This window comes from Streptomyces sp. Q2 (genome assembly GCF_056820935.1).
The window spans coordinates 105,003-130,076 of the sequence record NZ_JBXEJE010000008.1 but is presented as its reverse complement, the minus strand read 5'-3'; the positions used below and the strand labels follow the sequence as shown (position 1 = coordinate 130,076).

Below are 25,074 nucleotides of genomic sequence, written 5' to 3'. Positions count from 1 at the left end.
CGTGGCCTCCCCGGTGGCGCGCTCACCACTGCGACGGCCCACGGGCGCCGGTATGTGACATCAGGTCGGTGGAATGTGACCCACGCCTCACCCTCGCGACACCGCCGCATGTCGGTTCCGGTACCGGCGGGTTGCTTGTCTGACCTGCGGATATTTACGAGTAAGTACCCGCGCGGTACCGTGAGGGCATGCCAGCTCTCAACGTGGAGTTCAGCGAGCGCGAGCTAGAGGACCTGCGGCAGATCGCCAAGGAGCGGGGTACGTCCATGAAAGCCCTCGTGCGAGAGGCGGCCGCCGCCGACATCGCCCGGCACCGAGCGCTGCAGGAGGGCGCGGAGGCGTTCCGCAGGTTCTTCGCGTCCCACGCCGAGGAGTTCGCGGAGGCCTTCCCGGACGACGAACCGTCCGCCAAGGGCGAGGGGCGGGTCGCCTGACCCATGGCTCCCGTCGTTCACATCGACGTGCCCTGGCTGCTGCAGCGGCACGAAGAGGTCCTGCCCGACCAGCCCACGATCAACGACTTCTCCGCCTTAGTGGCCGCCGTCGCCCGGCACCGGGTCGACCCGCCCCGCCTCGGTGTGGACTCCGACCCGGCCTGGCGGGCCGCCGCACTGCTGCACACCATCGCCCTGCTCAAGCCGCTGCCGTCGGCCAACGCCCGTTTCGCCTGCGCGACGGCCGTGGCCTACATGTTCGTCAGCGGCGTCGGCATCGACCCGCCCTACGGAGCCCTCGTCGACCTCGCTCGCGACCTGATCTCCGGCAAGACGGACGTGTACCGCGCGGCCGACCGGCTGCGTTCCTGGCAGATCTGACACTTCCGGGCGCCCCTGCGCAGCCCGCCCCGGGGCCGCCGACCGAGGGCGGGAGGAACGGGGTCGGCGGCCGTCCGCGCGCGGGAGAGCCGCCGTCCTGCGCGGGGGCCTCGGAGGAAAGGCCGGTCCCAGTGCACTACGCGGAGGCGTGCGCCGGGAGCGTGCGTTCCGCTCCGGCGCGTGCGCGTGCATCACACGGGGCGCACGCGAAGGCGAAAACCGTTGTCGCCGCGATGAGTTGCGGTATGCCGTGCGGCCGTTTCTGACTTTCTTTCAACGATGTGCAGGTTTCCCAAGTGCCTTGTTGGCCGTGAGTGACTTGTGCGAAGGTGAACAACCGTGTGGGGGGTAAGGGCCGGCTCGCATTCGTCCGGTGGGGAACCGGGGCGGACGGGCGTCGGTCAATTCATGCTCCTCGTGTCCGCACCCGAAAGGTGAGCGCCGACTGGGGCTTCTTTTCGGCGGCAAGAACTTCTTTGTCCCCATGTGCCTGGGAAGGAATCCGCTCAGTGCCCACCCCCCACCCCCCGCGCCCGCCCTACCCCCCGGTCGGCGGGGTTCCGGAAGAATCCGACGAGGGCCTCGGCGCGGCGCTGAGAGGCCACTCGGACGTCGAGGTCGGCAAGTCCGTCGCGCTGCTCATGGCGCGGCACTGGCAGCCGGTCCACGCGTACGCGGCGATCTGTCTGGCCTCTTCGGAGGACACCGCCTCGATGGTCACCGCCGCCGCCTTCCACCAGGTGCTGGACCGGCTCACCCTTGGCGAGCCGGCCGTGGCGCTGCGCCCGCGGTTACTCGTGACAGTGCGGGACACCGTCAGGCAGTGGTCGGCCGAAGAGCACATATCGGAAGTACTGCCGGAGTTGGGGAAACCCTCCGGAGGCCGCGGTATCCGTGCGGCCAAGTCGCTGACGCCCGAAAATCGCAAGTTGGCCGAGCGTTCATTCCACGCGCTTCCCGGACTCGCCCGGTGTTTGCTGTGGCACGTCGAGGTCGAGGCGGAGGGGATAGCCGCACCCGCCGCTCTTCTCGGGATGGATACCGCCACCGCCTCGGCGGCTCTCGAACAAGCGCGTGAAAAACTCCGCGAAGGTTGTGTACATGCCCATCGGGAACTCGCGCCCACCAAGGATTGCCGTTTCTACAACCGCCTCCTCGACGTTCCGATTCGCCGTGGCGGGGCCCTGTTGCCGGATGTCCAGCACCATCTGGGCGAGTGCCGTCACTGCCGGAACGCCGCCGAACAACTGAGCCATTTCGAGGGTGGCTTGGGCGTGCTGCTCGCCGAGGCGGTGCTCGGCTGGGGAGCCCGACGCTATCTCGAGTCCCGGCCGGGCCGGACCCAGGAGCCGACCCGCGCGCGCGGCACCTCCCGGCACGGCGGCGGGCGCCGCCGAATGCTGCCGGGGGCCCCCGCTCCCGGCCGCCGGCCCCTGGGCGGGCTGCGCTCCTCCAGGACGCTCCTGACGGGCGTGGGCCTCGCCTCCGCCGGACTGCTCGCGACCGTACTCGTCGCCAGCCTGTGGTCGGACGAGGACGGCGTCGACCCGGCCGCCTCCACCAGCGCGAACGGCGGCGTGGGCGCGGCACCGGGTGCCGGCACCCAGGCCCCGCCGACGGCGTCCTCCGGCACCGCCCAGCTCCCCGTCGCGCCGGGCCGCACCAGGCTGCGCAACCTCGGCGCGGACCTGTGCCTCGACATCAAGGGCGAACCCAGGTCCGGCGCCGGGACCGAACTGGCGACGTGCTCGTCCGTGCCCACGCAGCAGTGGTCGTACGGGAGCGACGGGCTGCTGCGCAGCGTGGCGGAGCCCGGCCTGTGTCTCGACTCCCACGCCGACGCCGGTGTGGTCATTCTCGGCACGTGCGCGGGCGAGAAGGCGAAGCGGGCCGACGACGTGCGCTACGACCTCACCGTGCAGGGCGAGTTGCTGCCCCGCTGGGACGAGCAGCTCGCCCTCACCTCCGCCAACGCCGACCCGGGCGCCGACATCGTCGTCAAGGTCCGTGACGGCTCCACCGACCAGAACTGGCTGACCGACCCGGCGTCGACGGCCACCCCCGGCTCGCTGTCGGACACCGGGACGCCGGCGCCCGGCGCGCGGGCAGTGGGGCTGTCGGACCGGACCTAGCCCCGACCGGCGGGGTCCCACCGGCTCTCATTCGGGCGCCGCCACCAGGTCGGCCGGGCTCACGGTCGCCGGTGTGGCGTGTCCGGACAGGGCGAGGGTGAGGTCCAACTCCGCCAGCATGCAGCAAATCACGTGCTCGACGCCCGCCTGGCCGTCCAGTCCGAGGCCGTAGACGTACGGCCGTCCGACCAGCACCGCCCGGGCGCCCAGGGCCAGGGCCTTGAAGACGTCGTCGCCCGTGCGGACGCCGCTGTCGAACAGAACGGCCAGGCGGTCGCCGACCGCTTCCGCGATCCGCGGCAGCGCGTCGGCCGCCGCGACCGAGCCGGCCACCTGACGGCCGCCGTGGTTGGACACCACCACGCCGTCCATTCCGGCGTCGGCCGCGAGCCGGGCGTCGTCCGGGTGCAGCACGCCCTTGAGGACGATCGGGCCGTCCCAGTTCTCCCGCAGGAACGCCAGGTCCGGCCAGGTCTTGCCGGGGTCGGCGAACATGCCGACGAAGTGCATGACGGCCGCGTTCGGGTCCTCGTGCACCGGTTTGGCCAGGCCCGCGAGGAACGCCGGGTCGGAGAAGTAGTTGGCGGTGCCCACGCCGTGCAGGAACGGCAGATACGCCTGGTCGAGGTCGCGCGGACGCCAGGACAGCAGCGGTGTGTCCAGCGTGACGACCAGCGCGGTGAACCCGGCCGCCTTCGCCCGGACCAGGAAACTCCGGGCCACCTCCGGGTCCTTCGGCCAGTACAGCTGGAACCAGCGTTCGGCGTCCCCCATCGCCTCGGCGACCTGCTCCATCGGCGTGCTGGACGCCGACGACAGGATGTACGGCACACCCTGCGCGGCGGCGGCCCGGGCGGCGGCCGGCTCGGCGTCCGGGTGCATGATCGACAGCACGCCGACCGGCGCCAGGGCCAGCGGCGCGGGCAGGGCACGGCCCAACACCTCGACCGACAGGTTCCGTTCATGGACGTCCCGCAGCATGCGCGGCACGATCCGGCGACGCTCCAGGGCGGCCCGGTTGGCACGGGCCGTACTGCCGTCGCCCGCGCTGCCCGCCACATAGCCGACCGGGCCGGGGCCGAGCCGTCGCTCGGTCAGCTCCTCCAGCCGGGTCAGATCGGTGGGCAGGCGCGGTACGGCGCCCGACATCCCGTTCAGGTAGATCTCGTACTGGAAGTCCGCCCAGTGCTTGCCCATCAGACCGCCCCGCCTCTCCTCGTCGAGCAGCGTCCCGCCGACCATACCGGCGAGTAGGCGCAGGTCCGACTGCCGGGAGCGGACGAGGCGTCAGGGGCCCGGCGGCCGACTCGCGCGGGGCGTGGGGCGCGGGGCGCGGGCCTGTTCGCGGGACGGCGAGGACGTCGGCCGGCGCCGGTTTCGGCCACCTCCGGCCTCCGGCGCACGCGGCCGGGCCCGGTCAGCGGGGGCGGAAGCCGTCGCGCGCGGCGATCGCCTCCGCCTCCCGGTCACTCACTGTCCGCCGCGGAGTCCTCCGGTTCGGCGTCGGGCCCCTGGGCGCGCACCCGCTGGACGTGTTCGAGGGAGTCGCGCAGTTCGGCGAGCCAGTCGTCGGTGTGGCGCTGGACCAGGCGGACGCACCAGGCGAGGGCGTCGCTGCGGCTGCGGGCGACACCGCCGGCCACGAGGGTGTCGAGGACCTGGCGCTCGGGCTGGCGCAGCCGGGTCATCACGGGCGCCGCCACATGCGTGAACAGGACCCGCTCCCCGCCGCACTCCACGCCCCAGGACACCTTCCGGCGGAACCGGTGCTCGGCCTCGCCCGCCACCGCGATCCGGGTCTCCCGGGTGCGCTCCCGGAACTCCTGGACGCGGCCCTGGACGGCAGCCTCCCGTTCGGCGGCCGACACGTCCTCGGCCAGCCGGGGTTCGGGGATGCGGCCGATCACGGTGATCTCCTCGCGGTCGGCCGTCACCTCGACCAGCGCCTCGAACAGGTCGTCCGGCAGTCGGCCGGCGAACCAGCCGCGCAGCTTCTCTTGTTGCTCTGTCGTAATCATGTAATCACGATTACTCGGCGACGGCGGGAACGCAAGGGGCGGAGCGGAAGTGCGCCCAGGGCTGAAGCGGAATGTTTCAGGACTATTAAGTGGCGGGGGGAAACCGGCCAATCGGCCGGAACGGGAGATCGAGATCCGTGCGATTGCAGGGCGGGCGCGTTCGAATTCCGTTACTTCGCGCCACTGATTCAATACGCAAGGTTACTGAAACCGATGGGGTCGATGTGAGTTCCGGGACCGGACTCGGCAGACTCGCGCTCGCCGCACCGGCACCGACCGAGCCGGATCGCGGCACACCGACATCTCGTCGTATCGAGCGGAAGGATGCACACAATGCGGAACACCGCGCGCTGGGCAGCGACCCTGGGCCTTGCGGCCACCGCCGTCTGTGGACCCCTGACGGGCGCCGCCCTCGCACAACCGTCCACCCCGACCGCGCTCTACGCCCCCTCGGCCCTGGTCCTCACCACGGGCCACGGCGACAGCGCCGCCACCGTCACCCCGGAACGGGCGGTCACCCTCACCTGTGCCCCGACCGCCTCGGGCACCCACCCGGCCGCCGCGTCCGCCTGTGCGGAACTGCGCGCCGCCGACGGTGACTTCGAGGCCCTGGGAGTCAGGGACGGCGTCCTGTGCACCAAGGAGTACGACCCCGTGGTCGTCACGGTCGACGGTGTCTGGCGCGGTCAGCGCGTCTCCTACGAGCGCACCTTCGCCAACGAGTGCGTGAAGAGCTACGAGGGGAGCAGCGTCTTCACGTTCTAGGGGACCGGGATCGCACGTACTCCGGGAATGTCCCGAGGGGCCCGCAGCTGGGGAGTGCGCGCCGCTTTCGCGGAGACCTGTGATCCCGCACCGGGGGTCGGTGGGCGGAGTGGGGCCGCCCGCCGACCCCTCGGGTCATTCTCTTCCTGCCTCTTCGCTTCCGGCGCCGATCGCGCCGGCGCTAGCTCCGGTCGCGGTGACTGGTGTCGCACCAGGGATACCGCCGGCTGCGCCGGCAGGTGCACAGAGCCACCCGGAAGCGGTCGGAGCGGACCGTGGAGCCGTCCTCCAGTTCCACTTCCACCGGCCCCTCCACCAGCAGCGGGCCTTCCCGGCGCCGCACGGTGATCCTGCGCGGCGGGTCAGACGGGGAGTTCGGCACGGACGACCACCAGTTCTTCCTGCTTCTCGGCGGGAGGCAGCAGCCCGCGCTCCCGCAGCCAGTCCTCCCGCCCCCGCAGCACCGGACCGAACGCGATCCGGCTACGGCGGGTCACCGACGCCTTGAGCCCGGCCGCACGCAGATGCTCCAGCGTCCGGCCCGGGTCACTCAGGGCGGAGTGCACGATCAGCAGGACACCACCGGGGCGCAGCAGACCCGGTGCCTCCCGGCAGATCCGGTCCAGCACCAACCGCCCGTCACGGCCCGCGTCCCACGCCCGGGCCCGTCCGCGCGGCAACCGCATCATGGGTGCCGGCACGTACGGCGGGTTGGTCAGAATCAGGTCGAAGGTCTGGCCCCGTACGGGGCCGAAGAGGTTCCCGCGCCGGATACGAACCGGCACTCCCGCCCGCCAGGCGTTCAGCCGGGCCGTGGCCACCGCCCGCCACGACACGTCCACCGCGGTCACCCGCGTGCCGCGGCGCGCGGCCTCCAGCGCCAGCGCACCGGAGCCGGTGCCCACGTCGAGGACCTCCGCGCCCGGCGGAAGCGGTTCTTCGGACAGGGCCCCGGCCAGCAGGGCGGTGTCCTCCTGAGGGGTGTACACACCCGGGAGGACCAGCGGCAGTACCAATGGATTCACCCCGCCCAGGTACCCCGGCAATCAGGATATATGGGAAATTTCATCGGCAAGGGGTGTACGCAGTGACGATCGTCCGTCCCGCCAGTCGGTGAGCAGCCGGGCGGCCAGGCGGCCCTCGACGTGTTCCGTGGCGTCGATCCCGAAGGCCACGTCGGCCGCCAGACGCGGCTCCTCGGCCAGCAGTCCGCCGATGACCTCATGGCGTACGACCTGCTCGTGCACGGCGTCGGCCTCGACGTGCTCGTCGTAGAAGAACTCGGCGGCCGGTCCGGCCTCCGTGCGCCGCATCGCGTCTGCCAGCCGCCGGGAACCGGGCGACGACGTGATCTCGACCGCCGCGAAGTGGCCCACCAGGGCGCCCCGCAGGGATCGGTGCAGCCCGAAGAGGGACATGAGGTTCACCGTGGCCAGCATCTCCGCGCAGGCCGCGTCGAGGTAGTGGCCGTACGTCGCGTCGAGGTCCAGGTCGGTCATCAGGTCGGCGAACAGCCGCGCGTGCACCCGGTCGGGGCGGCCGCCGCCGTACTCGTCGAACTCCACCGCCGCCATCCCCGCCTTGGCCCGGCCCCACAGCCGCGGCAGCACCCAGGCGTGCGGATCGGCCTCCTTGAGGTGGTACAGCGAGCGCTGCGCGGCGTACTCGCGCAGCTGCCACAGCTCGCCCTCCTTGTGCAGGTAGTGACTGACGCCCGTCCCGTCGAGGGGTTCGACCAGGAGTTCCGCGAGCGCGTCGTCCACGCTGTCGTGTACGGCGGTGTCGGCGCGCAGCGCGGCCAGGAAGCGGTGCTCCAGCGCGGCGCGGGTACGCAGCAGGTCCGGGTCCCACTCGCGGTCCGGGGCGACGCCCGCGAACCCGCGGTAGTGCAGCTCGTAGCAGAGGTACAGGGCGAGCTGGAGGTCGTCGCCGTACACGGGCGCGCCCGCCACCTCCTCGTGGTCCGGCAGTGGTCCGGCGTCCCGCAGGTACTCCGCGACGGCCTCCGAGACCGGCCCCCGGGCGGGGGGCAGCCGTGGTTCGTGACTCTCGTGTGGCATGAGCCCCGGGTACCCCGGCCGTGCTCGGCCATCCACCGGCGTGGAGCCGCCCCGAGGGGCACCCCGAGCCCAACGAAGGCACTCGTGATCAACTGCACGCTCAAGAAGTCGCCGGACCCCTCCCACACCGAGGCACTGGCGGGCGTCGTCGCCGAGCGGCTCGCCAAGGACGGTGTGGACGTCGAGGTGGTCCGAGCCGTCGACCTGGCCATCGAGCCCGGCGTGACCATCGAGCCCGTCAGTGAGGGCGACGACTGGCCGCGCGTCCACGACAAGCTGCTGGACGCCGAGATCCTGGTCATGGCATCGCCGACCTGGCTCGGCCGGCCCTCCTCAGCCGCCCAGCGGGTCCTGGAGCGGACGGACGCGCTCATGTCCGAGACCGACGACGAAGGCAGGTCCGTCGCCTACAACCGGGTCGCGGGCGTGGTCGTCACCGGCAACGAGGACGGCGCCCACCACGTCATCAGTGAGATCTCCGGCGCGCTCGCCGACATCGACTACACCATCCCCGGCCGGGCGTGGACCTACTGGCACCTCGGGCCGGGCCTCGCCCCGACCACCTCGACGACGAGCGGGGCCGCGACTGGTCGCACCGGACGGGCCGGGCCATGGCGGCCAACCTGTACGGCGTGGCGAGCGCCCTGGCGGCGCACCCCGTGGGCGCGCCGCCAGGGTAGGAGTCAGTCGCCCTCGGACTCCTCCTGGGCGCGGGCGTTCGGGGTGATGGCCTCGGAGGCCTCACCCCGGTGCCGCCGCTGCTCGGCGGTGTCCCGGGTACGCGTCTCGGCGTCCTCGATCTCACTCAGGACCTCTTCGAGCGCGGTCCCCGGCTCATCGGTCCGGCCGTCGCTCCTGTCGTTCTTCTTGGCGTCGGACACGGCTGACTCCTTCTTCCGGTTCTCGGGTTCGCTCTGGTTCTCGGGCTTGCCCAGGTCTCTCGGGCTTGCTCCGGCTCTTCGGGCTTGCTCGGCTTCCTCGGTTCAGTTGGCCGCCGTCGCTATACGCAGCGGTACCGGATCCGGGGGAGCGGTCTCCTCGTTGCGACGGACGATCCCCGCCCACCAGGACGCACCGTCCTCGATGTGACGCAGCAGCACGCCTTCGCGGATCGCCCACGGGCAGAGCGTGAGCGTCGTGATCCCGGTCAGCTTCATCGCCGTGTGCCCGACCACCGCGCCGGCCAGGCTCTGCATCGCTCGGGGGGCGGAGATGCCGGGCAGCAGGGCACGTTGGGCGGCGGGCAGGACGGCCAGCCGGTCGACCGCGTCCCGCAGGTCCGCCCGGTGCAGCCGGCGTTCCTCGAACGGGCCGTACCGTCCGGGCGGGGCCCCGCACAGCCGGCCCAGCTGCTGGAAGGTGCGCGAGGTGGCCACCGCGGTGTGCGGTCCCTCCCAGCGGATCCTGGCCGCCACGTCCCGCAACTGGTGCCGGACCTTGCGGCGCAGCGCCCGCACCAGCTCCGGCGACGGCGGGTCCTGGCCCTCGAAGTGCTCGTGGGTCAGCCGGCTCGCGCCGAGCGGCAGTGAGGCCACGAAGTCCGGTAACCGGCCGCGGCCGAACGCCACTTCGAGCGAGCCGCCGCCGATGTCCAGCAGGGCGAGCGGTCCTGACCGCCAGCCCATCCAGCGCCGTGCCCCGAGGAACGTGAGCTCGGCCTCCACCTCGCCCGGGAGGGTGCACAGCCCGACTCCCGTCCGGGCCCGTACCGTACGCAGCACCTCCTGCCGGTTCTGGGCGCTGCGCACCACCGCGGTCGCGAAGGCCAACGGCTCCGCCGCACCCCACCGGGTCGCGGTTCTGCTCGCCTCGGCGACCGCATCGACCAGCCGTTCGACCGCCTCCTCCGGCACCGGGCCGCCGGGTTTCACGTGCTCGGACAGTCTCAAGCGCCACTTGGCGGTGTGGACCGGCAACGGCACCCCGCCCTCCGCGTCCGCGACGACCAGTCTGACCGTGTTCGATCCCACGTCAACCACGCTGATTCGCATGGCCCGTGAGTACCCGCTCGCGGGGTCGTCCAACGTGGACCACGTGCGGACGGCCGCAGCCGCGGCCACCGGCTCGGCACCGCATACCGGTACGGCAGGGCGGGCCTGCCAAGGGCGCGCACGGCCAGGCGCGCCCGCGTCCGCTATCGCCTCCGCCGACCGCGATGTGCCCGGTGAGGGCGACCGGTGCGGCGAACGACCCGTCCGGCACCCCACGCCCGCACGAGCCCCGCCGCCGGAACAGGCCGCGAAGCCCCGCGCGGCGCCGAGTCCGCCGCGCACGCTCCGCCCGAAGACGGGCGGCAGGCCTACCGGCGTCGACGGCGAGCGGGTTTGAGGCCGTGCAGTCGCACCTGCGGCCATCGGTTGCCGGCCTGCCTTCACGGTCGGCCGCGACGGTGCCGGGATGGTCGTGGCGTCGGGCCTATCGCGTCGACGGCGAGCGGTTGAGGCCGTGCAGTCGCACCTGCGGCCATCGGTTGCCGGCCTGCCTTCACGGTCGGCCCTGACGGTGCCGGGATGGTCGTGGCGTCGGGCCTATCGCGTCGCCGGCGAGCGGTTGAGGCCGTGCAGTCGCACCTGCGGCCATCGGTTGCCGGCCTGCCTTCACGGTCGGCCCTGACGGTGCCGGGATGGTCGCGGTGCCGCGGCGCGGCGGCGAGGGCAGACCACTTTCAGCGAAACGGCAAAGTTTCGATAGAGCGCCGCGGACCGGCGTGGCGCGCTGCTCCCCGAGCGGCCGCGGTCAGTCGACGAGATCGTGGGGGAGTGCGGTCCGAGCCGCCCTCAGAGCCCCTCACCGAAGGACTGATGCACCATGTCCGCCGATCTCACCGGCACCTTCCTGACCCTGGACGACGGCCGCCCGGCCGTCCGCTTCAGTCGCGTCTACGGCCAACCCGTCGACCGCGTCTGGCGGTTCGTCACCGACGCCGGGGAACTCGCCCACTGGTTCCCCTCCCGCGCCGAGATCGAACCGCGCCCCGGCGGCACGATCACGTTCAGCGGCGACCCGAACCTCAAGGACTCGACGGGCCGGGTGATCGCCGTGGATCCGCCCCGGCACCTGTCCTTCGCGTGGGGCGGCGACGAACTGCACTTCGGCCTGGAGCCGGTGCAGGACCGCCGTACCCGCTTCACGCTGACCAACGTCCTGGCCGCCGAGGACACCGCCGCCCGCAACGCCGCCGGCTGGGAGGTGTGTCTGGCCGCACTGGACAAGAGGACCCGAGGCGAGAAGGCCGACGGACCGCATGCCGGGGCCGACGCGCCCTGGAAGGAGTTCTACGACGGGTACGTCCGGGCCGGCGTCCCCTCCGGGGCACCCGTCCCCGGCCTCGACGCCTGACCTCCCGAACCGCTCACGTCATCTGCCGCCGCACCAGCTCGTGCAGCCGGCCGCCCGTGTCCGCGAGGAGCTGCGCGGGCGGGCCCTGCTGGGCCACCTTGCCGTCCTCCATGACGATCACACGGTCCGCGTCCAGCACGGTCGACAGGCGGTGCGCGATGACGATCCGGGTGGCGTTCAGGGCCTTGGTGCTCTCGATGACGGTGCGCTGCGTCTCGTTGTCGAGGGCGCTGGTCGCCTCGTCGAAGAAGAGGATGCGCGGACGGCGGATCAACGCCTGGGCGATCATGAGCCGTTGCCGCTGCCCGCCGGAGATGGCGCCGCTGCCCGAGACGATCGTGTGCAGGCCCATCGGCATCCGCTCGATGTCCTCGGCGAGCCCCGCCATCGCGGCCGCGGCGAGGGCCTCCTCCGGCGTGTAGGGCTCGGTGCCGCAGATGACGTCCAGGATGGAGCCGGTGAACGGCTGCGCGTGCTGCAGCACCACCCCGCACTGCCGGCGGACGGCGGACTGGTCGAGGGCGGCCAGGTCCTGACCGTCGTACAGCACACTGCCCGAGACCGGCCGGTCGAAGCCGATCAGCAGCCTGAGCAGGGTCGACTTGCCGCAACCGCTCGGACCGACGATCGCCACGAACTCGCCCGGCCGTACGTCGAACGACACGTCGTCGAGGACCAGGGGACCGTCGTCCGAGTACCGGAAGGAGAGCCGGCGGGCCTCGATCCCGCCGGACAGCGGGCCGGGGCGGGTGCTGGCCGCGCGCACCTCCGGCGAGGCATCGAGCACCGGCTTGATCTCCTCGAACAGCGGCAGCGCGGCCACCACCGAGACGAAGGAGCCGGTCAGCTGGGTGACGGCCGTCAGCAGCATCGTCACCGAGGTGTTGAAGGTGAGGAACGCGGCCGCCGACATCGCCCCGCGCGCCGGACCCGCCAGCAGCATGAACATCACCAGGGTGCACAGCGGCAGGTAGACCGCGCCCATCACCGCGGTGAGGTTCTTGATGCGGCCGACCTTCTGCTGCAGCTCGCGGCTGCGCGCGAACTGTGACGCCCAGGCCGCGTAGGCGTAGTTCTCGGCCGCCGCGACCCTCAGCTTCGGCAGACCGCGCAGGGTCTGGAACGCCTGGTTGTTCAGCTTGTTGCCGAGCACCACCAGCCGCCGCTGCCAGCGCACCTGCCACAGACCGAGGCCCAGGAACACGGCGGCGATGACGACCAGCATGGCGATCGCCGCCATCGCCATGGAGGCGCTGTACCAGAACAGCAGGCCCAGGTTCATCGCACCCACGGTCACCGACTGGGCGATCACCGGGCCGATGCCCGCCATCATCCGGCGGATCGCGCTGATGCCCATCGCCGCGCTCGCCAGCTCGCCGGTCGAGCGTTCGGTGAAGAACTTGGTCGGCAGCCGGAGCAGCCGGTCCCACACCGCCGGCTGGAGAGTCGACTCGATACGGCCCTCCAGGCGGAGCATGGTCAGGTTCTGCATCAGCATGAAGGCCGCCGCCACCACGCTGCTGATCATCACGGCCAGACAGAACTGCACGATCAGGCCGGTCTGCGCCCTCGGCACGAACTCGCCGAGCACCTTGCCGGTCGCGATCGGCACCAGCGCCCCGATGGCGACCGTCACCAGACCGCTGGTCAGCAGGTTCGTCAGGTCACCGCCGGTGCCGCGCATGCTGAAGCGGAGCAGCCCGAGCGGAGTGAGAGGCCGGTCGGGCAGCGGGCGGTAGAACATCACCGCGCGCGGCTCGAACTCCTCCGCGTTGGCCTTCTCGATCGGCGTCTCACGGCCGGTCGCCGGGTGCACGGACACATAGCCGCCGCGCCGCCACAGCAGCGCGACCGGCGCTCCGGACAGGGCCCGGTGGCCCACCAGCGGGCCGACGTCGTCCCGCCACCAGCGGCCGTCGAGGCGTACCGACCGGATGCGCACCCGGGAAGCGAGGGCGATCTGCTCGACCGGGTCGAGACGGTCGCTCTCGGTGCCCGACTGCGCGGGCTCGGCGAGCGGGATCCCGGCGGCCTGGGCGACCAGCTTGCACGCCGCGTAACTGGCGTCCGCGTCGGCGGCCGTCGCACGCTTGGACGACTTGCCGATGGACGCCAGCAGCGTCCGGTCGGCCTGGGCGCGAACCGCCTCACCGGCCCTGATACCAGCGGCCGTCCGCGTCTCGTGCGTCTGCTCCAGCTGTTCGATCCACCGGTCCAGCGTGGTCAGCAGCCGGTACTCCTGGTCGACCATGCTCTGCCACACGGCCGGGTCCATCAGCAGGTCGGCCGCCGCCTCCGCGCCGTACAGCGAGCCGTACTGCACACTGCCCGGCGGCACCTGCATCCAGAAGACGTCGTCGTCGGTGGGCGCGGCGGCCCGCTCCGTGGCCATCGGCGCCTGGAAGAGGATGGACAGACTGCGGCCGACGCCCAGGGCGAGGGCGTACTCCAGCGGGCTCGTCGTCGGCGGCACGTACTGGGGGTTGCCGTACTCGTCGTAGGACCACGTCTGGGTGTCCGCCGGCTGGTACAGCTCCCGCAGGTTGATGCGGTGCACCACGCAGTCCCTGAGGGGGCGGGCGACCAGCGTGTGGTGGGGCCCCGGGACCGGGCCGAGCAGCAGCGAACCCGCCTCCAGCCGGCCCAGGTGATGCCAGTGGCCCTGCGCCTCGGCGTCCACCGCGAACAGGTCCACGGCACCCGCCGCGACCAGCCACAGCACCTGCGGCCCCTCCAGGTCGATGCGGCTCAGGCCGGTGCAGTCGATCGGCGTGCCCATGGACCCGAGCGCGCCCAGCACGAGGTCCGGCTCGTGTGCGGTCGTCATCTCACCGCTCCCTGACCAGCTCGGCGTACGCGCCCCCGCGCACCACCAGCTCCTCGTGCCGCCCGCGCTCCACGATCGTGCCGTGCTGGAGTACGACGATCTCGTCGCTGTCGCGCACGGTGCTGAGCCTGTGTGCGATCACCACACAGGCACAGCCGCGCTTGCGCAGGTTGTCCATCACGGTCAGCTCGGTCTCCGCGTCCAGCGCGCTCGTCACCTCGTCGAGGACCAGGATGCTGGGCCTGCGCACCAAGGCCCGGGCGATCTCCAGACGCTGGCGCTGCCCGCCGGAGAAGTTGCGGCCGTCCTGCTCGACCTTGCTGTGGATGCCGCCCGGACGGCGCATCACCACGTCGTGGAGGGCGACGTCGCGCAGCGCGTCCACCACGGCCTCGTCGGGGATCGAGGGATCCCACAGCGCCACGTTGTCGCGGACCGAGCCCTCGAAGAGGAACACGTCCTGGTCGACGAAGGAGACGGAGGCGGCGAGGGCGCCGCGTGGAATGTCGTCGATGCGCTGCCCGTCGATACGGATCACGCCCTCCCAGGGCGCGTACAGGCCCGAGATCAGCCGGGACACCGTGGACTTGCCGCTGCCGGAGCCGCCGACCAGCGCGACCTGCTGGCCGGGGCCGACGGTCAGGTCGAAGCCGGAGAGCAGGGGCTTGTCGAGCGGGTTGTAGCCGAAGGAGATGTTCTGCAGCTCCACGTGGCCCTGCAGACGACGCGTCGACTCACCGGCGCCGGGACGGCCGTAGAGCGGGTCGGCCTGGAAGTTCTCCACGTCCTTGAGCCGTGCCACGTCGGCCGCGAAGTCCTGGATACGGCCCGCGACGCCGTTGAGGCGGGTGATCGGGGCGGTGAAGCGGGTCACCAGCGCCTGGAAGGCGACCAGCAGACCGACCGAGATCCCGCCCTCCACCGCCCGCATGCCGCCGATCCACAGGATCAGCGCGCTGTTCAGCGACGCCAGCGTCGGCGCGACCACGCCCAGCCAGGCGCTCGGCACACCGAGCCGCTGCTGCTCCTCCAGCGTGGTGGCGTGCTGCCCGGCCCACTTGCGGAAGTAGCCGTCCTCACCACCGGTCGCCTTCATCGTCTCGATCAACTGCAGGCCGGTGTACGCCGTGTTGGTGAGCCGGGCGCTGTCGGCGCGCAGCTTCGCCGTACGGGTGGCACGCAGCCGGATCACCACCCGCATCGCCACCACGTTCAGCAGGGCCACGCCGATGCCGACGTAGGTGAGCTGGGGGTCGTACGTGTACAGCAGCACCGCGTACAGGACGACGACCACGGCGTCCACGCCCGCCGCCGCGAGGTCGCGGGCCAGCGTCTCGGCCACCTGGTCGTTGGACTGGAGGCGCTGCACCAGGTCGGCCGGGCTGCGCTGGGAGAAGAAGGTGACCGGCAGCCGCAGCAGATGGCGCAGGAAGCGGGCGCTGGAGAGGGTGGAGGAGATGATGCGGCCGTGCAGCAGGTTCGCCTGCTGCAGCCAGGTCAGCACGAGGGTGAGCAGCACGGACGCGCCCATCGCCGCGAACAGCACGCCCAGCAGGGACGTCTGACCGCCGATCAGGAACATGTCGATGTACTGCCGGCTCAGCGCGGGCACCGTGGCGCCGACCACCACCAGCAGCAGGCTCGCCAGCACCGCGGCCGGCATGGTGCCCGCGGTGCCGCGCAGCCGGGCCGGCATCGCGCCCAGCACGCCCGGCTTGCGCCCGCCCTTGGTGAAGCCCTCGCCGGGCTCCATGACCAGGACGACGCCGGTGAAGCTGCCGTCGAAGTCCTCCATCGGTACGAAGCGGCGGCCCTTGCCGGGGTCGTTGATGTACACCCCGCGACGGCCGAAGCGGCGGCCCATGCCGTCGTAGACGACGTAGTGGTTGAACTCCCAGAACAGCACGGCCGGCGTCCGCACCTCGGCGAGGGCGGCCGTGTCCATCTGCATGCCCTTGGCGGTCAGTCCGTAACTGCGGGCCGCCTTCAGCAGGTTGCTGGCCCGCGAGCCGTCCCGGGAGACACCGCAGGCGATGCGCAGCTCCTCCAGCGGCACGTGCCTGCCGTAGTGGCCGAGCACCATCGCCAGGGAGGCGGCGCCGCACTCGACGGCCTCCATCTGGAGCACGGTGGGCGTACGGACCGTCTTGACCCTGCCCTTGGGGACCGGTCGCTTGGGCGGGGCGGCCCGGCGCCTGCTTCTGGTGTCCTGGGCGGCGCTCACGGCAGCAGCCAATCGACGGGACGCTGGTCCGCCAGCCGGATCGAAGCGTCGGCCATGGTCATGGAGGTGAGGGAGAACGGCGGACCATCAGCCGAGGACCAGCGGTAACCGCTCTTCGTGCCGGCCGACTTGTCCAGCCTGACCAGCACGGCCACCGGCCGGCCGTCCTTGGTGAACTGCTCGCCGAACTGGCTGTCCCCGAGGAACGCGGAGATCTGCTGCGCCGACTGGGCGGAGCGGTCCACCGACTTCACATGGCCGCGCAGCACGCCGTACTCCTGCGTGGGCACCGACTGCACGGTCAGGTCCACGGCGGCGTTCTCGGGGATGGAGGCGGCGTTCTCGGCGGGGACGTACACCGTCGCGTACAGCGGGTCCGTGGCACGGGCGACCTTCTCGACGGCGGCGACGTTCGCGCCGGTCTGGATGATCTGGCCGATGGTGGCGGCGAGCGCGGTGATCCGGCCCGCGGCGACGGTACGGACGACGGTGTCACCCTCGGCCGTACGGACCTTCAGCACGGGGGAGTTGGCGGGCAGCCTGGCGCCCTCGTCGGCGACGACCGCGGTGACCTGCCCCGCGACCGGGCTCTGCAGGATGTAGCTGCCCTCGCCGTGGGTGAGGATCGCGGGCGCGCCGACCGTGGAGGCCACCGAGCCGGTCACCGCCCACACGGACGCGGCGGCCATCACGACCACGGTCACGGACAGGACGAGCCAGCCCTGGGGGCGGGCGAAACGCACCGGGAGGTCGAGCTCCTCCGGCGACTGGAGCTTGGCGAGGGCCTGTTGGCGGAACTGCACGGAACTTCCCTCACCTGTGGGAGAGATCTTTTACGGCACCCGAGAATCCCGGAGCCGGGATCCGGCTCCGGGACTCGAAGATCACGAAAGTGCGATCAGATACCGGCGACCAGGCTGGTGACCGGGGCGGTGTTCAGGCCGGTCGCACCCTCGACGGTGCCGACGGCCGTGTTGACCAGGCCGGAAACCGGGGCAATGCCGTCCACCAGGCCGGTGACGGTGCCCAGAGCGTTCACGGACAGACCGCCGGAGACGTTGTCGAGCTCGGCGTCGGAGATCTCGACGGTCGCAACCTGGGGGGTGGAGTTCATGATGGAACTTCCCTTCATATGGGTATTCACAAGGGGGGAGCGGCCCCCTCTGGGGGACAGACGGACGGCCGCGACCGCAGGCGCCGGACACCCGTTTCCGGAAAGCCCTTGGCGGCCCCTGCGGTGCGATGGATCAAAGCACGCAGCGGGTCCGGGCTTCCAATCAACCACCTGTCCCACCAGGGCATTTGTGCCTCATGAGTACCCGACGGTGCAGGATTGCGCACTACTTGGTGGCGACTTCTTCACACCTGGCACGCCGATGTGCCAGTACGGGCCCTTGCCCTCGCCGCCGCGAATCCGACACTCCGCGCCAATGACGTGAGGGGCACCTCGACTTGTGCAGATCCTTCGCGCGCGGTGACCTCGTTGGGCATTCGATGTGCAGATTCCCTGAAGCAAGGATTCGGCCCGGTGTTCACAACCGACCGTTGCCGACCAGTTGCCGAACGTGTCAGCCCAGCAGTGCGTAGACCGTGCTCGCCCGCGCCGCGATCCGACCGGACTCCTCGTCGGTCATCGTGATGTCGGCGAACGCCGTGCGGCGGCCGAGCTTGGTGACGACCGCTTCGATCAGGACATCCGAACCGGTCACCGCCCGCTGGAAGGACGTGGACTGCTGCACCGTCGTCATCGGTCCGTAGGCGCCCCGGGCGGACGACAACGCGATCACGGTCGCCGTGTCGGCGGCGGCCATCAGGGCCTGCCCGGACAGCCCGCCGCCCTCCCGGGACAGGCGGTCCGACCAGGGAAGACGCAGGGTCGCCCGGTCGTCTCCCAAGGCCTCGACCCGCAGGCCCAGTTCGAGAACCCAAGGGGCGAAGTTGTCGGTGAGGATCTTGTCGGCTTCGGCGGTGGTCATCGTCATATGGGGGATTGTTCCCGGCGCCGGGCCGCCGGGTGCGGGCCGTGGCCGATTCGGTGTTTCGCGCGGGGCGCACGGAAACGGAATTGAACGCCCCGTGCGCACCGTGCGTACCCACTGCCATCCAGGCGCCCTTAACAACTGCCGGACAGGCAGCAGACTCCGGTCCCTCAGGAGGTCGAGAAGTTTGAGTCACAAGCGAATTCCGAAGCGCAAGGTCGCGATAGCGGCGGGCAGTGTGGTCGCGCTCGGAGCGGCGGCGATCCTCTTGCCCAACGCCAACGCCTCCCAGGACGGCTCGTCGAACGACACCGCCGCCGCGCCCAGAACCCTCAAGGCGGGGGATGCCTCGGATCTCGCCTCGCAACTGGCCGGGCTGCTCGGTGACGCGTTCGCCGGTTCCTACTACGACTCCGACAGTCAGCAACTGGTCGTCAACGTCATCCCGGGCGACAACAACAACGTGATCGTCCAGGCGGAGAAGGCGGGCGCGAAGGTCCGCGAGGTCGAGAACAGCATCCGCGAACTCGAGGCCGGCGCCCAGACCCTCAAGACCGAGGCGACCATCCCGGGCACCGCGTGGGCCGTGGACCCCAGGACCAACAAGATCCTGGTCACCGCCGACAGCACGGTCACCGGCGCCAAGTGGGACACCCTGGAGTCGACCGTCGACAGCCTCGGCTCCGGCATGGCCACCATCAAGAAGTCGGCCGGCACCTTCAAGACGTTCCTCTCCGGCGGCGACGCCATCTTCGGAGGCGGCGCACGCTGCTCGGCCGGCTTCAACGTCACCGCGGGCGACGGCAGCCCCGCCTTCCTGACCGCCGGTCACTGCGGGGTCGCGGAGGCCGCGTGGTCCGACACGCAGGACGGCGAGCCGATCGCCACCGTCGACCAGGCGACCTTCCCGGGCGACGGCGACTTCGCGCTCGTCAAGTACGACGACCCCGCGACCGAGGCGCCCAGCGACGTCAACGTCGGCGGCGGTCAGACCGTCGCGATCTCCCAGGCCGCGGAGGCCACGGTCGGCCTCGAGGTGGCCCGGATGGGCAGCACCACCGGGCTGAACGACGGCCAGGTCCTCGGACTCGACGCCACCGTGAACTACCCGGAGGGCACCGTCACCGGGCTGATCCAGACGAACGTGTGCGCCGAACCCGGCGACAGCGGCGGCTCGCTGTTCACCCAGGACGGCCTCGCGATCGGCCTGACCTCGGGCGGCAGCGGTGACTGCACGGTCGGCGGCGAGACCTTCTTCCAGCCGGTCACCACCGCACTGGCGGCGGTCGGCGCGACCCTCGGCGCGGGCGACGCCGCGGGCGGCGGGGAAGCCGGCGCGGGCGAAGAGGCCGGAGCCGGTGAAGAGGCCGGGGCTGGCGAGGAGGCCGGGGCCGGTGAAGTCGGCGGCGAGGAAGCCGGAGCCGGTGAGGAAGCCGGCGCGGGTGAAGAGGCCGGCGCCGGCGAGGAGGCCGGCGCGGGTGAAGAGGTCGGCGGTGAGGAAGCCGGTGCCGGTGAGGAGACCGGGACGGGCGCCGAGGACGGCTCCGGCCTGACCGAGACCCACTGATCTCCGCGTCGAGAGCGGTTCGCCCCCACTGAGCCGCTCTCGACGCGGAACGACACGGACCGGTCCGGCCCCCCGGCGGGAGGGCCGGGCCGGTCCGTTGTGTCCCTGCGGCCCCGCGCCCTACGACGAGATGGACGCGGACGACCTGCGCATCGCGATCCTCCATGTCCTGGCCGCCCCCGGCAGCGGATGAGTGAGCCGCGCGGGGAGGCGCCGGCCGGGCAGGGGCCGGCCAAGTCCCTGGCCCGGCTGGGCCGCGACCGCGCCGAGACGGCGGCCGAACCGGCGCTTCTGACGCGCGTGTTGTCACCGGTGAGGCCGACGAGCTCCTCCTCGACGACGGCACCGTGGAGGAGCCGCGCGCTCGGCTCGAGAGACCGGTCACCGGATCGCTCAGGCCGATGCGACCGCGTCGTCAGCCCCCGGCCCGCGCCCTCAGCAGCAGCAGCGCCACGTCGTCGATCCGCTCCCGCGTGACCAGGCTGTGCCGGACGAGTTCGTCGGCCAGCTCGTCCAGGGGCAGGTCCCCGGCCTCGGCCAGCTGCCGACCGAGCGCGGCGAGCGCGTCCTCGATGTCGACGCCGGGCGACTCGATCAACCCGTCGGTGTAGAGGACGAGCACGGAGCCGGGAGCGAGGTCCACCTCCGTCGTCGGATACGTGGCCGAGTCGGCGATGCCCAGCAGCGGACCGCCGGCCAGGTCCAGCACCCGCACCCGCCCGTCGGGCCGGCGCAGCAGGGGTGGCGGATGCCCCGCCCGCGCCATCACGGCCCGCCCCCGGTCCGGATCGAGCCGCAGATACAGACAGCTCGCGAAGAGGTCCGAACCGAGGTCGATCAGCAGCCGGTTGGTGCTGCGCATGACCTCCCCGGGCGGCTGCCCGACGGTCGTGTACGCGCGGACGGCGGTACGGATCTGCCCCATCAGCCCGGCCGCGGTCACGTTGTGCCCCTGCACGTCCCCGATGACCGCCGCCGCCGGCCCCCGCATCGGCACCAGGTCGTAGAAGTCGCCGCCGATCTCCATGCCCTGGGTGGCCGGCAGATAGCGCGCGGCCGCCTCGATACCCGACAGCACCGGCAGCGAGTGCGGCAGCAGGGCTTCCTGCAGGCCGTGCGCCAGCTGGTGCTTGGCGTCGTAGAGCACCGCCCGCTCCAGGGCCTGGGCGATCAGGCTGCCCAGGCTCGTCAGCACCGCCCGCTCGTCCGCGGGGAAGGGGTGCGGTTCGGCGTAGGCGAGCACGCAGGTGCCCACCGGGCGGCCGGAGGCGATCAGCGGCAGATACGCCCAGGACGCGAAGCCGTCGGGTGTCGGGTGCTGCGCCGGATACAGCCGCTCCAACTGCTCCCGGGAGTCGAAGAACGCGGGCACCCCGCTGGTCAGGACGTGCGTGCCCGGGGTCTGTTCGGTCAGCGGCAGCCCGTCGAAGCGCTCCACGAGGTGCGGGTCCGGGTAGCCGCGGTGGCCCAGGACGTGCAGCCGGCCGGCCCGGGAACCGAGGACGACCAGGGCCTGGCCGCCCACGGCCGGGGCGATCTCGTCCGCGACCAGCTGCACCACGTCCTGCACGCTCACCGCCTCGGTGAGCGCCCCGGCCAGACTCAGCACCTGGGAGATGGTCACGAGCCGGGAAGGGGCGTCACCGGGCTGCGGTCCGGCCCGTCGCATCTCCGACACCGCCCGCGCCCGGCTGATCCGCACGCTCAGCCCGGTCGTGCTCGGATACAGGCGGAAGGAGAGCCAGTCGCCGGGCGGGCGCATCGCCACGAACGACGTGGTGTGCTGGCTGAGCAGCGCGGCCCGGTAGCGGTCCTCGTACGCCGGGTCGTTGAGCCAGGGAACCGCCGCCCACAGCTGGGAGCCGAGCAACTCGCTCACGGCCACCCCCATCAGCTCGGCTGCGGCCGCGTTGGCGAAGCCGATCCGCCCGTGCAGATCCAGTGAGCACAGCCCGTACGGCAGCCGGGCCACCATCCGCGCCGCCTCCACCGTGCCGAGCGTGCCGGCCACGCCGCCCACCGTCGGCGCGGCGAGCAGATCGGGTTCGGTGTGCAGCGGGACGCTCTCCTCGACCGCCCGCTCCAGCCGCAGCGCCAGCCGGTCGCAGGCCGCGGTGAGATGGTCGCGCTCCCGGTCGGACAGCTCCGGCGGATGCGATCCGGGCCAGGTCAGGAAGACCGCACCGTACTCGGCGGACTCGGTGGCGACGGGCACCGCCGCCATCGCGAAGGGATAGGGCAGCACGACCGCGATCCGTGGATAGCGGCGCGCCATCTCCTCCTCGCCGCCCACCCAGACCAGCCGTCGTTCGCGCACCGCCTCGGCCACCGGGATGGGCGCGCTCAGACCCACCCGCTCCCAGGGCGCCGCGAACGCCCGGGGCAGCCCCGCCATCACCGCCATCTCCAGCACCGACGCGTCGTCCGCCAGCAGGTAGACGGCACCGGCGTGCGCGTGCACCTCGTCCATCATCGACGCCAGAGCCAGCGACAGCAGGGGGCGGCCGACGCGGGTCCTGGCGGTCACCGGCGTCTTCGCGGACGTCTGCCCGTCGGACACGCCGACCACCTCCTCGCCCGGCCGCGGGACGGGTCCCTGGGGTCAAATCTCTCTCGTGACGGCCCACCGCGCACGGCGAGCGCCCGGACGGCGCCGACGCCGGCTCGCGTGCGGGCACACGAATGCCCGCGTCACGGTGAAGTCGACCGGGTACCCCGTGCGCCCCGGGTCATGCCCCCACAGTCGAAGCGCGCGGCGGCGTAAAGGCGCCGCGCGTGCGCCCCCGCGCATCCCGATGGCCGGTTCTCCGCGCCCGCGAACGGTCACGGGCGCGAACAATGGGGCACGCGTCAACAGACGGAATCGGCGTACGGCGAGCTGACAAGGGGTGGCAGTGATCCGGGTGCTTCTGGTCCACGACGAGTGTCTGGTCCGATCGGTCCTGGCGGAGTGGCTCCGCCGGGAACCCGACCTGATGGTGGACGACACCTCCTGGCGCGGGGCGCCCGGACGCGTGGGATCCGTACGGCCGGACGTCTGCGCGGCCGACCTGGAGTGCGCGGACGCCTACGGCATCCCGCCGCTCGGCGAACTGTGCGCGCGCGGCCCGGACCCGGCGCGGCCCCGGCTGCTGGTGTTAGCCGGCGCGAACAGGCCCGGCCTGCTGAAACGTGCCGTCGAGGCGGGGGCGCTCGGCTACGTCGCCAAGGAGGGCCCGCCGCAGAACCTGGTGCGCGCAATCCGCCGCGTCGCCGAGGGGGAACGTTTCGTCGACGACTCACTCGGCTTCGGTTTCCTCAAGGCCGCGCAGATGCCGCTGACCCGCAGAGAGCTCAGCGTGTTATCCCTGGCCGCCGAGGGGGCCTCCGTCGCCGAGATCGCCGGGAGCCTGCACCTGTCCCACGGGACCGTGCGCAACTACATGGCGGCCATCACCCGCAAGACCGGGGCCCGCAACCGCGTCGACGCGATCCGCATCTCGCAGGGCGAGGGCTGGCTCTGACCGCCCGGAGGGTACGGGCGTCCAGCCGCCGACGAGTTCGCGGTAGGGCGCGAAGCCCCGCACCAGCTCCTCGTGCGTGCCGTACGCCGTTCGCCTGCCGTCCATGACCAGCACCCGGTCGGCCCGCCGCGCCGAGCTGATCCGGTGGGCGACGACGACCAGCGTGCCACCCGGCCGGGCCGCGAAAGCCCGCTCGGCGCGTTCCTCCGCCGCCGGGTCCAGGTGACAGGTCGCCTCGTCGAGCAGGGCGAGCGGGGCATGGGACAGATACGCCCGCGTCAGCGCGATCAGCTGCCGCTCGCCCGCGGAGAGCGCCGCCGGATCCACCCGGGTGGCGGGCCCGCCCAGCGCTTCGAGCAGCGGGGTGAGCCCGACCGCCTCCGCCGCGGCGAGCAACTCCGGCTCGGGCACCGGGTCGGGCCGAAGATGCCCGAGGTTCTCGGCGAGCGTGCCGGTGAAGACGTACGCCTCCTGCGGGATGACCACGCGCCGGGCGGCGGCGCTTGTCACGGGCGTCCCGCCCACCCTGATCGTGCCGCTCCCCGGCTGGAGCATCCCCGCGACCAGCGCGGTGAGCGTGGACTTGCCGATGCCGCTGGGACCCACGACGGCGAGGTGGGTGCCGGCCGGGACGGTGAGGTCGAGGTGGTCGATGACGGGGGCGGCGGTGGGGCCGTAGGCGAAGGTGACGGCGGTGAGGGAGAGAGCGGGAGCGTCGGCGGTCGGTTCCGGGCCGGGCCGCGTGAGCGGCGCGACGGCCGGGGAGCCGGCCGGCTCGCGGACCAGGCGGCGCAGCACCACGACCAGTCGTGAGCCGCTCGTGCCCAGGCCGTGGACCAGGTTGCGCAGGGCGGGGAGCAGGGACTGGGTGACGTAGGCGAGGGCTCCGACCAGGGCGCCCGTGGTGACGCCGTGGGCGAGGAGCCAGGGCGCGGCGGCGAGCAGCAGCACGATCGGGAGCTGGCCGCCGACGGCGAGGGAGGCCCCCCGCACGACGCTCCAGCGGGCGAGGGTGCGGGCGGTCTGGAACTCCGCGTCGATCCGGCGCCCGGTGTCGGCGGCGACCCGTTCCTCCGCGCCGGCGGCGGTGATGTCCCGCAGTCCCGGGCAGACGGCGCCCAGGTCGTCGGCCAGGGCCTCGTCGGCGACGAGGAACTCCTCCTGCCGGCGGGCCAGCGGGCGCAGCGTCGCCGCGAACAGTGCCACGCCGGCGAGCAGCGGGGGACCCACGACGAGCAGGAGCAGCGGGTCCAGCGAGAACAGGCCGACCAGGGCGCCGACGGCGGTGAACAGGAACGAGCGCGACACCATCACCAGTCCGGCGAACGTGTCCCGGGCGATCTCCACCTGCTGGGTGAGCCCGGACAGCGCCCCGCCGTCCGCCTCCCGCACCCCGCGTGCGACGACCCTGGCGACGAGCCGGTCCCTGAGCGGTTCCACCAGCGCCGCCACGGCGGCGTACACGCGGGCGGTGCCGTACGCGCCGACGACCACCCCCAGCCCGGCCACCCCGAGCCACCCGAGCCCGGCTTCGGGGCGCCCGGCCAGAAACCCCTCGTCCAGGGCGCGGGCGGGCGCGTACCCGGTGAGGAAGGTCTGCCCGGTCTCCAACACCGACCAGCCGCCGAGCCGCACCAGCACCCGCCACCGCTCCCGCAGAAAACGGACCCCGAGCCGACCGATCCCCCCCTCCACGTCACCGACCCCCTCGGTCACGACCGCCCTCCTCCCCGGTGGACACTTCGGGTCCAACGGGTCCACCGGGTCCACCACCGGGCTCAGCGAATCCGCCGAATCCGCCGGGGCCACCGGACTTGCCGGATCCACGGGATCCACCTCCGGGCT

20 protein-coding genes and 2 pseudogenes are annotated in these 25,074 nt (G+C 72.3%); 8 read left to right on the top strand and 14 right to left on the bottom strand.

The window, feature by feature from the left end:
• Positions 1-188 precede the first annotated feature (188 nt).
• The 3 genes from ACWBNA_RS11000 to ACWBNA_RS10990 all read left to right on the top strand — a co-directional run bounded on the left by ACWBNA_RS11000 (position 189) and on the right by ACWBNA_RS10990 (position 2,947).
• Positions 189-434 (top strand): hypothetical protein, encoded by a 246-nt coding sequence (locus ACWBNA_RS11000; RefSeq protein WP_482704091.1) that lies wholly within the window; start codon positions 189-191, stop codon positions 432-434.
• A gap of 3 nt (positions 435-437) precedes the next feature.
• Positions 438-815, top strand: coding sequence for a toxin Doc (locus ACWBNA_RS10995; RefSeq protein ID WP_482704090.1), 378 nt, complete (start codon positions 438-440; stop codon positions 813-815).
• A gap of 509 nt (positions 816-1,324) precedes the next feature.
• Entirely contained in the window at positions 1,325-2,947 is a 1,623-nt protein-coding gene (locus ACWBNA_RS10990) for a ricin-type beta-trefoil lectin domain protein (protein WP_482704089.1), read from the top strand.
• A 27-nt stretch (positions 2,948-2,974) separates the two neighbouring features.
• Here ACWBNA_RS10990 and ACWBNA_RS10985 read toward each other — a convergent pair whose 3' ends face one another.
• Positions 2,975-4,144: a lactate 2-monooxygenase gene (locus tag ACWBNA_RS10985; RefSeq protein ID WP_482704186.1), complete on the bottom strand. Its 1,170-nt coding sequence runs from the start codon at positions 4,142-4,144 to the stop codon at positions 2,975-2,977.
• Positions 4,145-4,413: 269 nt separating this feature from the next.
• On the bottom strand, positions 4,414-4,965 hold the full coding sequence (locus ACWBNA_RS10980; protein WP_482704088.1) for a hypothetical protein: 552 nt from the start codon (positions 4,963-4,965) through the stop codon (positions 4,414-4,416).
• A gap of 333 nt (positions 4,966-5,298) precedes the next feature.
• Between ACWBNA_RS10980 and ACWBNA_RS10975 the strand changes: the two genes are divergently transcribed.
• A complete protein-coding gene (locus ACWBNA_RS10975) occupies positions 5,299-5,730 on the top strand; it encodes a protease inhibitor (RefSeq protein ID WP_482704087.1) in 432 nt (143 codons plus the stop codon).
• 181 nt (positions 5,731-5,911) lie between these two features.
• On the opposite strand, the gene ACWBNA_RS10970 is transcribed toward ACWBNA_RS10975, so the two are convergent.
• Genes ACWBNA_RS10970 through ACWBNA_RS10960 form a run of 3 tightly spaced genes read right to left on the bottom strand, consistent with a single transcriptional unit; the run spans position 5,912 to position 7,790 of the window.
• A complete protein-coding gene (locus tag ACWBNA_RS10970) occupies positions 5,912-6,112 on the bottom strand; it encodes a CDGSH iron-sulfur domain-containing protein (protein WP_482704086.1) in 201 nt (66 codons plus the stop codon).
• Positions 6,093-6,764 carry a HemK2/MTQ2 family protein methyltransferase gene (locus ACWBNA_RS10965; protein WP_482704185.1) on the bottom strand — a complete coding sequence of 224 codons (672 nt, stop codon included), beginning with the start codon at positions 6,762-6,764 and terminating at the stop codon, positions 6,093-6,095. Before ACWBNA_RS10965 ends, ACWBNA_RS10970 begins: the two co-directional genes overlap by 20 nt.
• 12 nt (positions 6,765-6,776) lie before the next feature.
• Entirely contained in the window at positions 6,777-7,790 is a 1,014-nt protein-coding gene (locus tag ACWBNA_RS10960) for an iron-containing redox enzyme family protein (protein ID WP_482704085.1), read from the bottom strand.
• A gap of 30 nt (positions 7,791-7,820) precedes the next feature.
• Between ACWBNA_RS10960 and ACWBNA_RS10955 the strand changes: the two are divergent.
• Positions 7,821-8,470: pseudogene (locus tag ACWBNA_RS10955) on the top strand (flavodoxin family protein).
• Positions 8,471-8,473: 3 nt separating this feature from the next.
• Here ACWBNA_RS10955 and ACWBNA_RS10950 read toward each other — a convergent pair.
• Together ACWBNA_RS10950 and ACWBNA_RS10945 are read right to left on the bottom strand one after the other, a co-directional pair.
• Positions 8,474-8,671: a hypothetical protein gene (locus ACWBNA_RS10950; RefSeq protein ID WP_482704084.1), complete on the bottom strand. Its 198-nt coding sequence runs from the start codon at positions 8,669-8,671 to the stop codon at positions 8,474-8,476.
• A 102-nt stretch (positions 8,672-8,773) separates the two neighbouring features.
• The gene (locus tag ACWBNA_RS10945; RefSeq protein ID WP_482704083.1) at positions 8,774-9,781 is read right to left on the bottom strand and encodes a Ppx/GppA family phosphatase; all 1,008 of its coding nucleotides are present in this window, start codon (positions 9,779-9,781) and stop codon (positions 8,774-8,776) included.
• 817 nt (positions 9,782-10,598) lie between these two features.
• Here ACWBNA_RS10945 and ACWBNA_RS10940 point away from each other — a divergent pair.
• Positions 10,599-11,129 carry an SRPBCC family protein gene (locus ACWBNA_RS10940; protein WP_482704082.1) on the top strand — a complete coding sequence of 177 codons (531 nt, stop codon included), beginning with the start codon at positions 10,599-10,601 and terminating at the stop codon, positions 11,127-11,129.
• A 13-nt stretch (positions 11,130-11,142) separates the two neighbouring features.
• Here the strand turns inward: ACWBNA_RS10940 and ACWBNA_RS10935 are convergent, their stop codons facing one another.
• From ACWBNA_RS10935 to ACWBNA_RS10915, 5 genes are all read right to left on the bottom strand, one after another.
• A complete protein-coding gene (locus ACWBNA_RS10935; protein ID WP_482704081.1) occupies positions 11,143-13,956 on the bottom strand; it encodes an NHLP bacteriocin export ABC transporter permease/ATPase subunit in 2,814 nt (937 codons plus the stop codon).
• Position 13,957: 1 nt separating this feature from the next.
• Positions 13,958-16,180, bottom strand: coding sequence for an NHLP family bacteriocin export ABC transporter peptidase/permease/ATPase subunit (locus tag ACWBNA_RS10930; RefSeq protein WP_482704080.1), 2,223 nt, complete (start codon positions 16,178-16,180; stop codon positions 13,958-13,960).
• On the bottom strand, positions 16,177-16,983 hold the full coding sequence (locus ACWBNA_RS10925; protein ID WP_482704079.1) for a hypothetical protein: 807 nt from the start codon (positions 16,981-16,983) through the stop codon (positions 16,177-16,179). Before ACWBNA_RS10925 ends, ACWBNA_RS10930 begins: the two co-directional genes overlap by 4 nt.
• 95 nt (positions 16,984-17,078) lie before the next feature.
• The gene (locus tag ACWBNA_RS10920) at positions 17,079-17,294 is read right to left on the bottom strand and encodes a type A2 lantipeptide (protein WP_383862922.1); all 216 of its coding nucleotides are present in this window, start codon (positions 17,292-17,294) and stop codon (positions 17,079-17,081) included.
• A gap of 454 nt (positions 17,295-17,748) precedes the next feature.
• Positions 17,749-18,162, bottom strand: coding sequence for a PaaI family thioesterase (locus ACWBNA_RS10915; RefSeq protein ID WP_482704078.1), 414 nt, complete (start codon positions 18,160-18,162; stop codon positions 17,749-17,751).
• Positions 18,163-18,346: 184 nt separating this feature from the next.
• On the opposite strand from ACWBNA_RS10915, the gene ACWBNA_RS10910 reads away from it, so the two are divergent.
• On the top strand, positions 18,347-19,726 hold the full coding sequence (locus ACWBNA_RS10910) for a S1 family peptidase (protein ID WP_482704077.1): 1,380 nt from the start codon (positions 18,347-18,349) through the stop codon (positions 19,724-19,726).
• Positions 19,727-20,141: 415 nt separating this feature from the next.
• Here the strand turns inward: ACWBNA_RS10910 and ACWBNA_RS10905 are convergent, their stop codons facing one another.
• Complete coding sequence (locus ACWBNA_RS10905) at positions 20,142-22,295, bottom strand: PP2C family protein-serine/threonine phosphatase (RefSeq protein WP_482704076.1); 2,154 nt, start codon at positions 22,293-22,295, stop codon at positions 20,142-20,144.
• A 406-nt stretch (positions 22,296-22,701) separates the two neighbouring features.
• Here ACWBNA_RS10905 and ACWBNA_RS10900 point away from each other — a divergent pair.
• A pseudogene (locus tag ACWBNA_RS10900) lies at positions 22,702-23,145 on the top strand (LuxR C-terminal-related transcriptional regulator); the annotation flags it as partial.
• Here ACWBNA_RS10900 and ACWBNA_RS10895 read toward each other — a convergent pair.
• Positions 23,068-24,945, bottom strand: a complete 1,878-nt coding sequence (locus ACWBNA_RS10895; protein ID WP_482704075.1) for an ATP-binding cassette domain-containing protein — start codon at positions 24,943-24,945, stop codon at positions 23,068-23,070. The pseudogene ACWBNA_RS10900 and the gene ACWBNA_RS10895 overlap by 78 nt on opposite strands.
• Positions 24,946-25,074 lie beyond the last annotated feature (129 nt).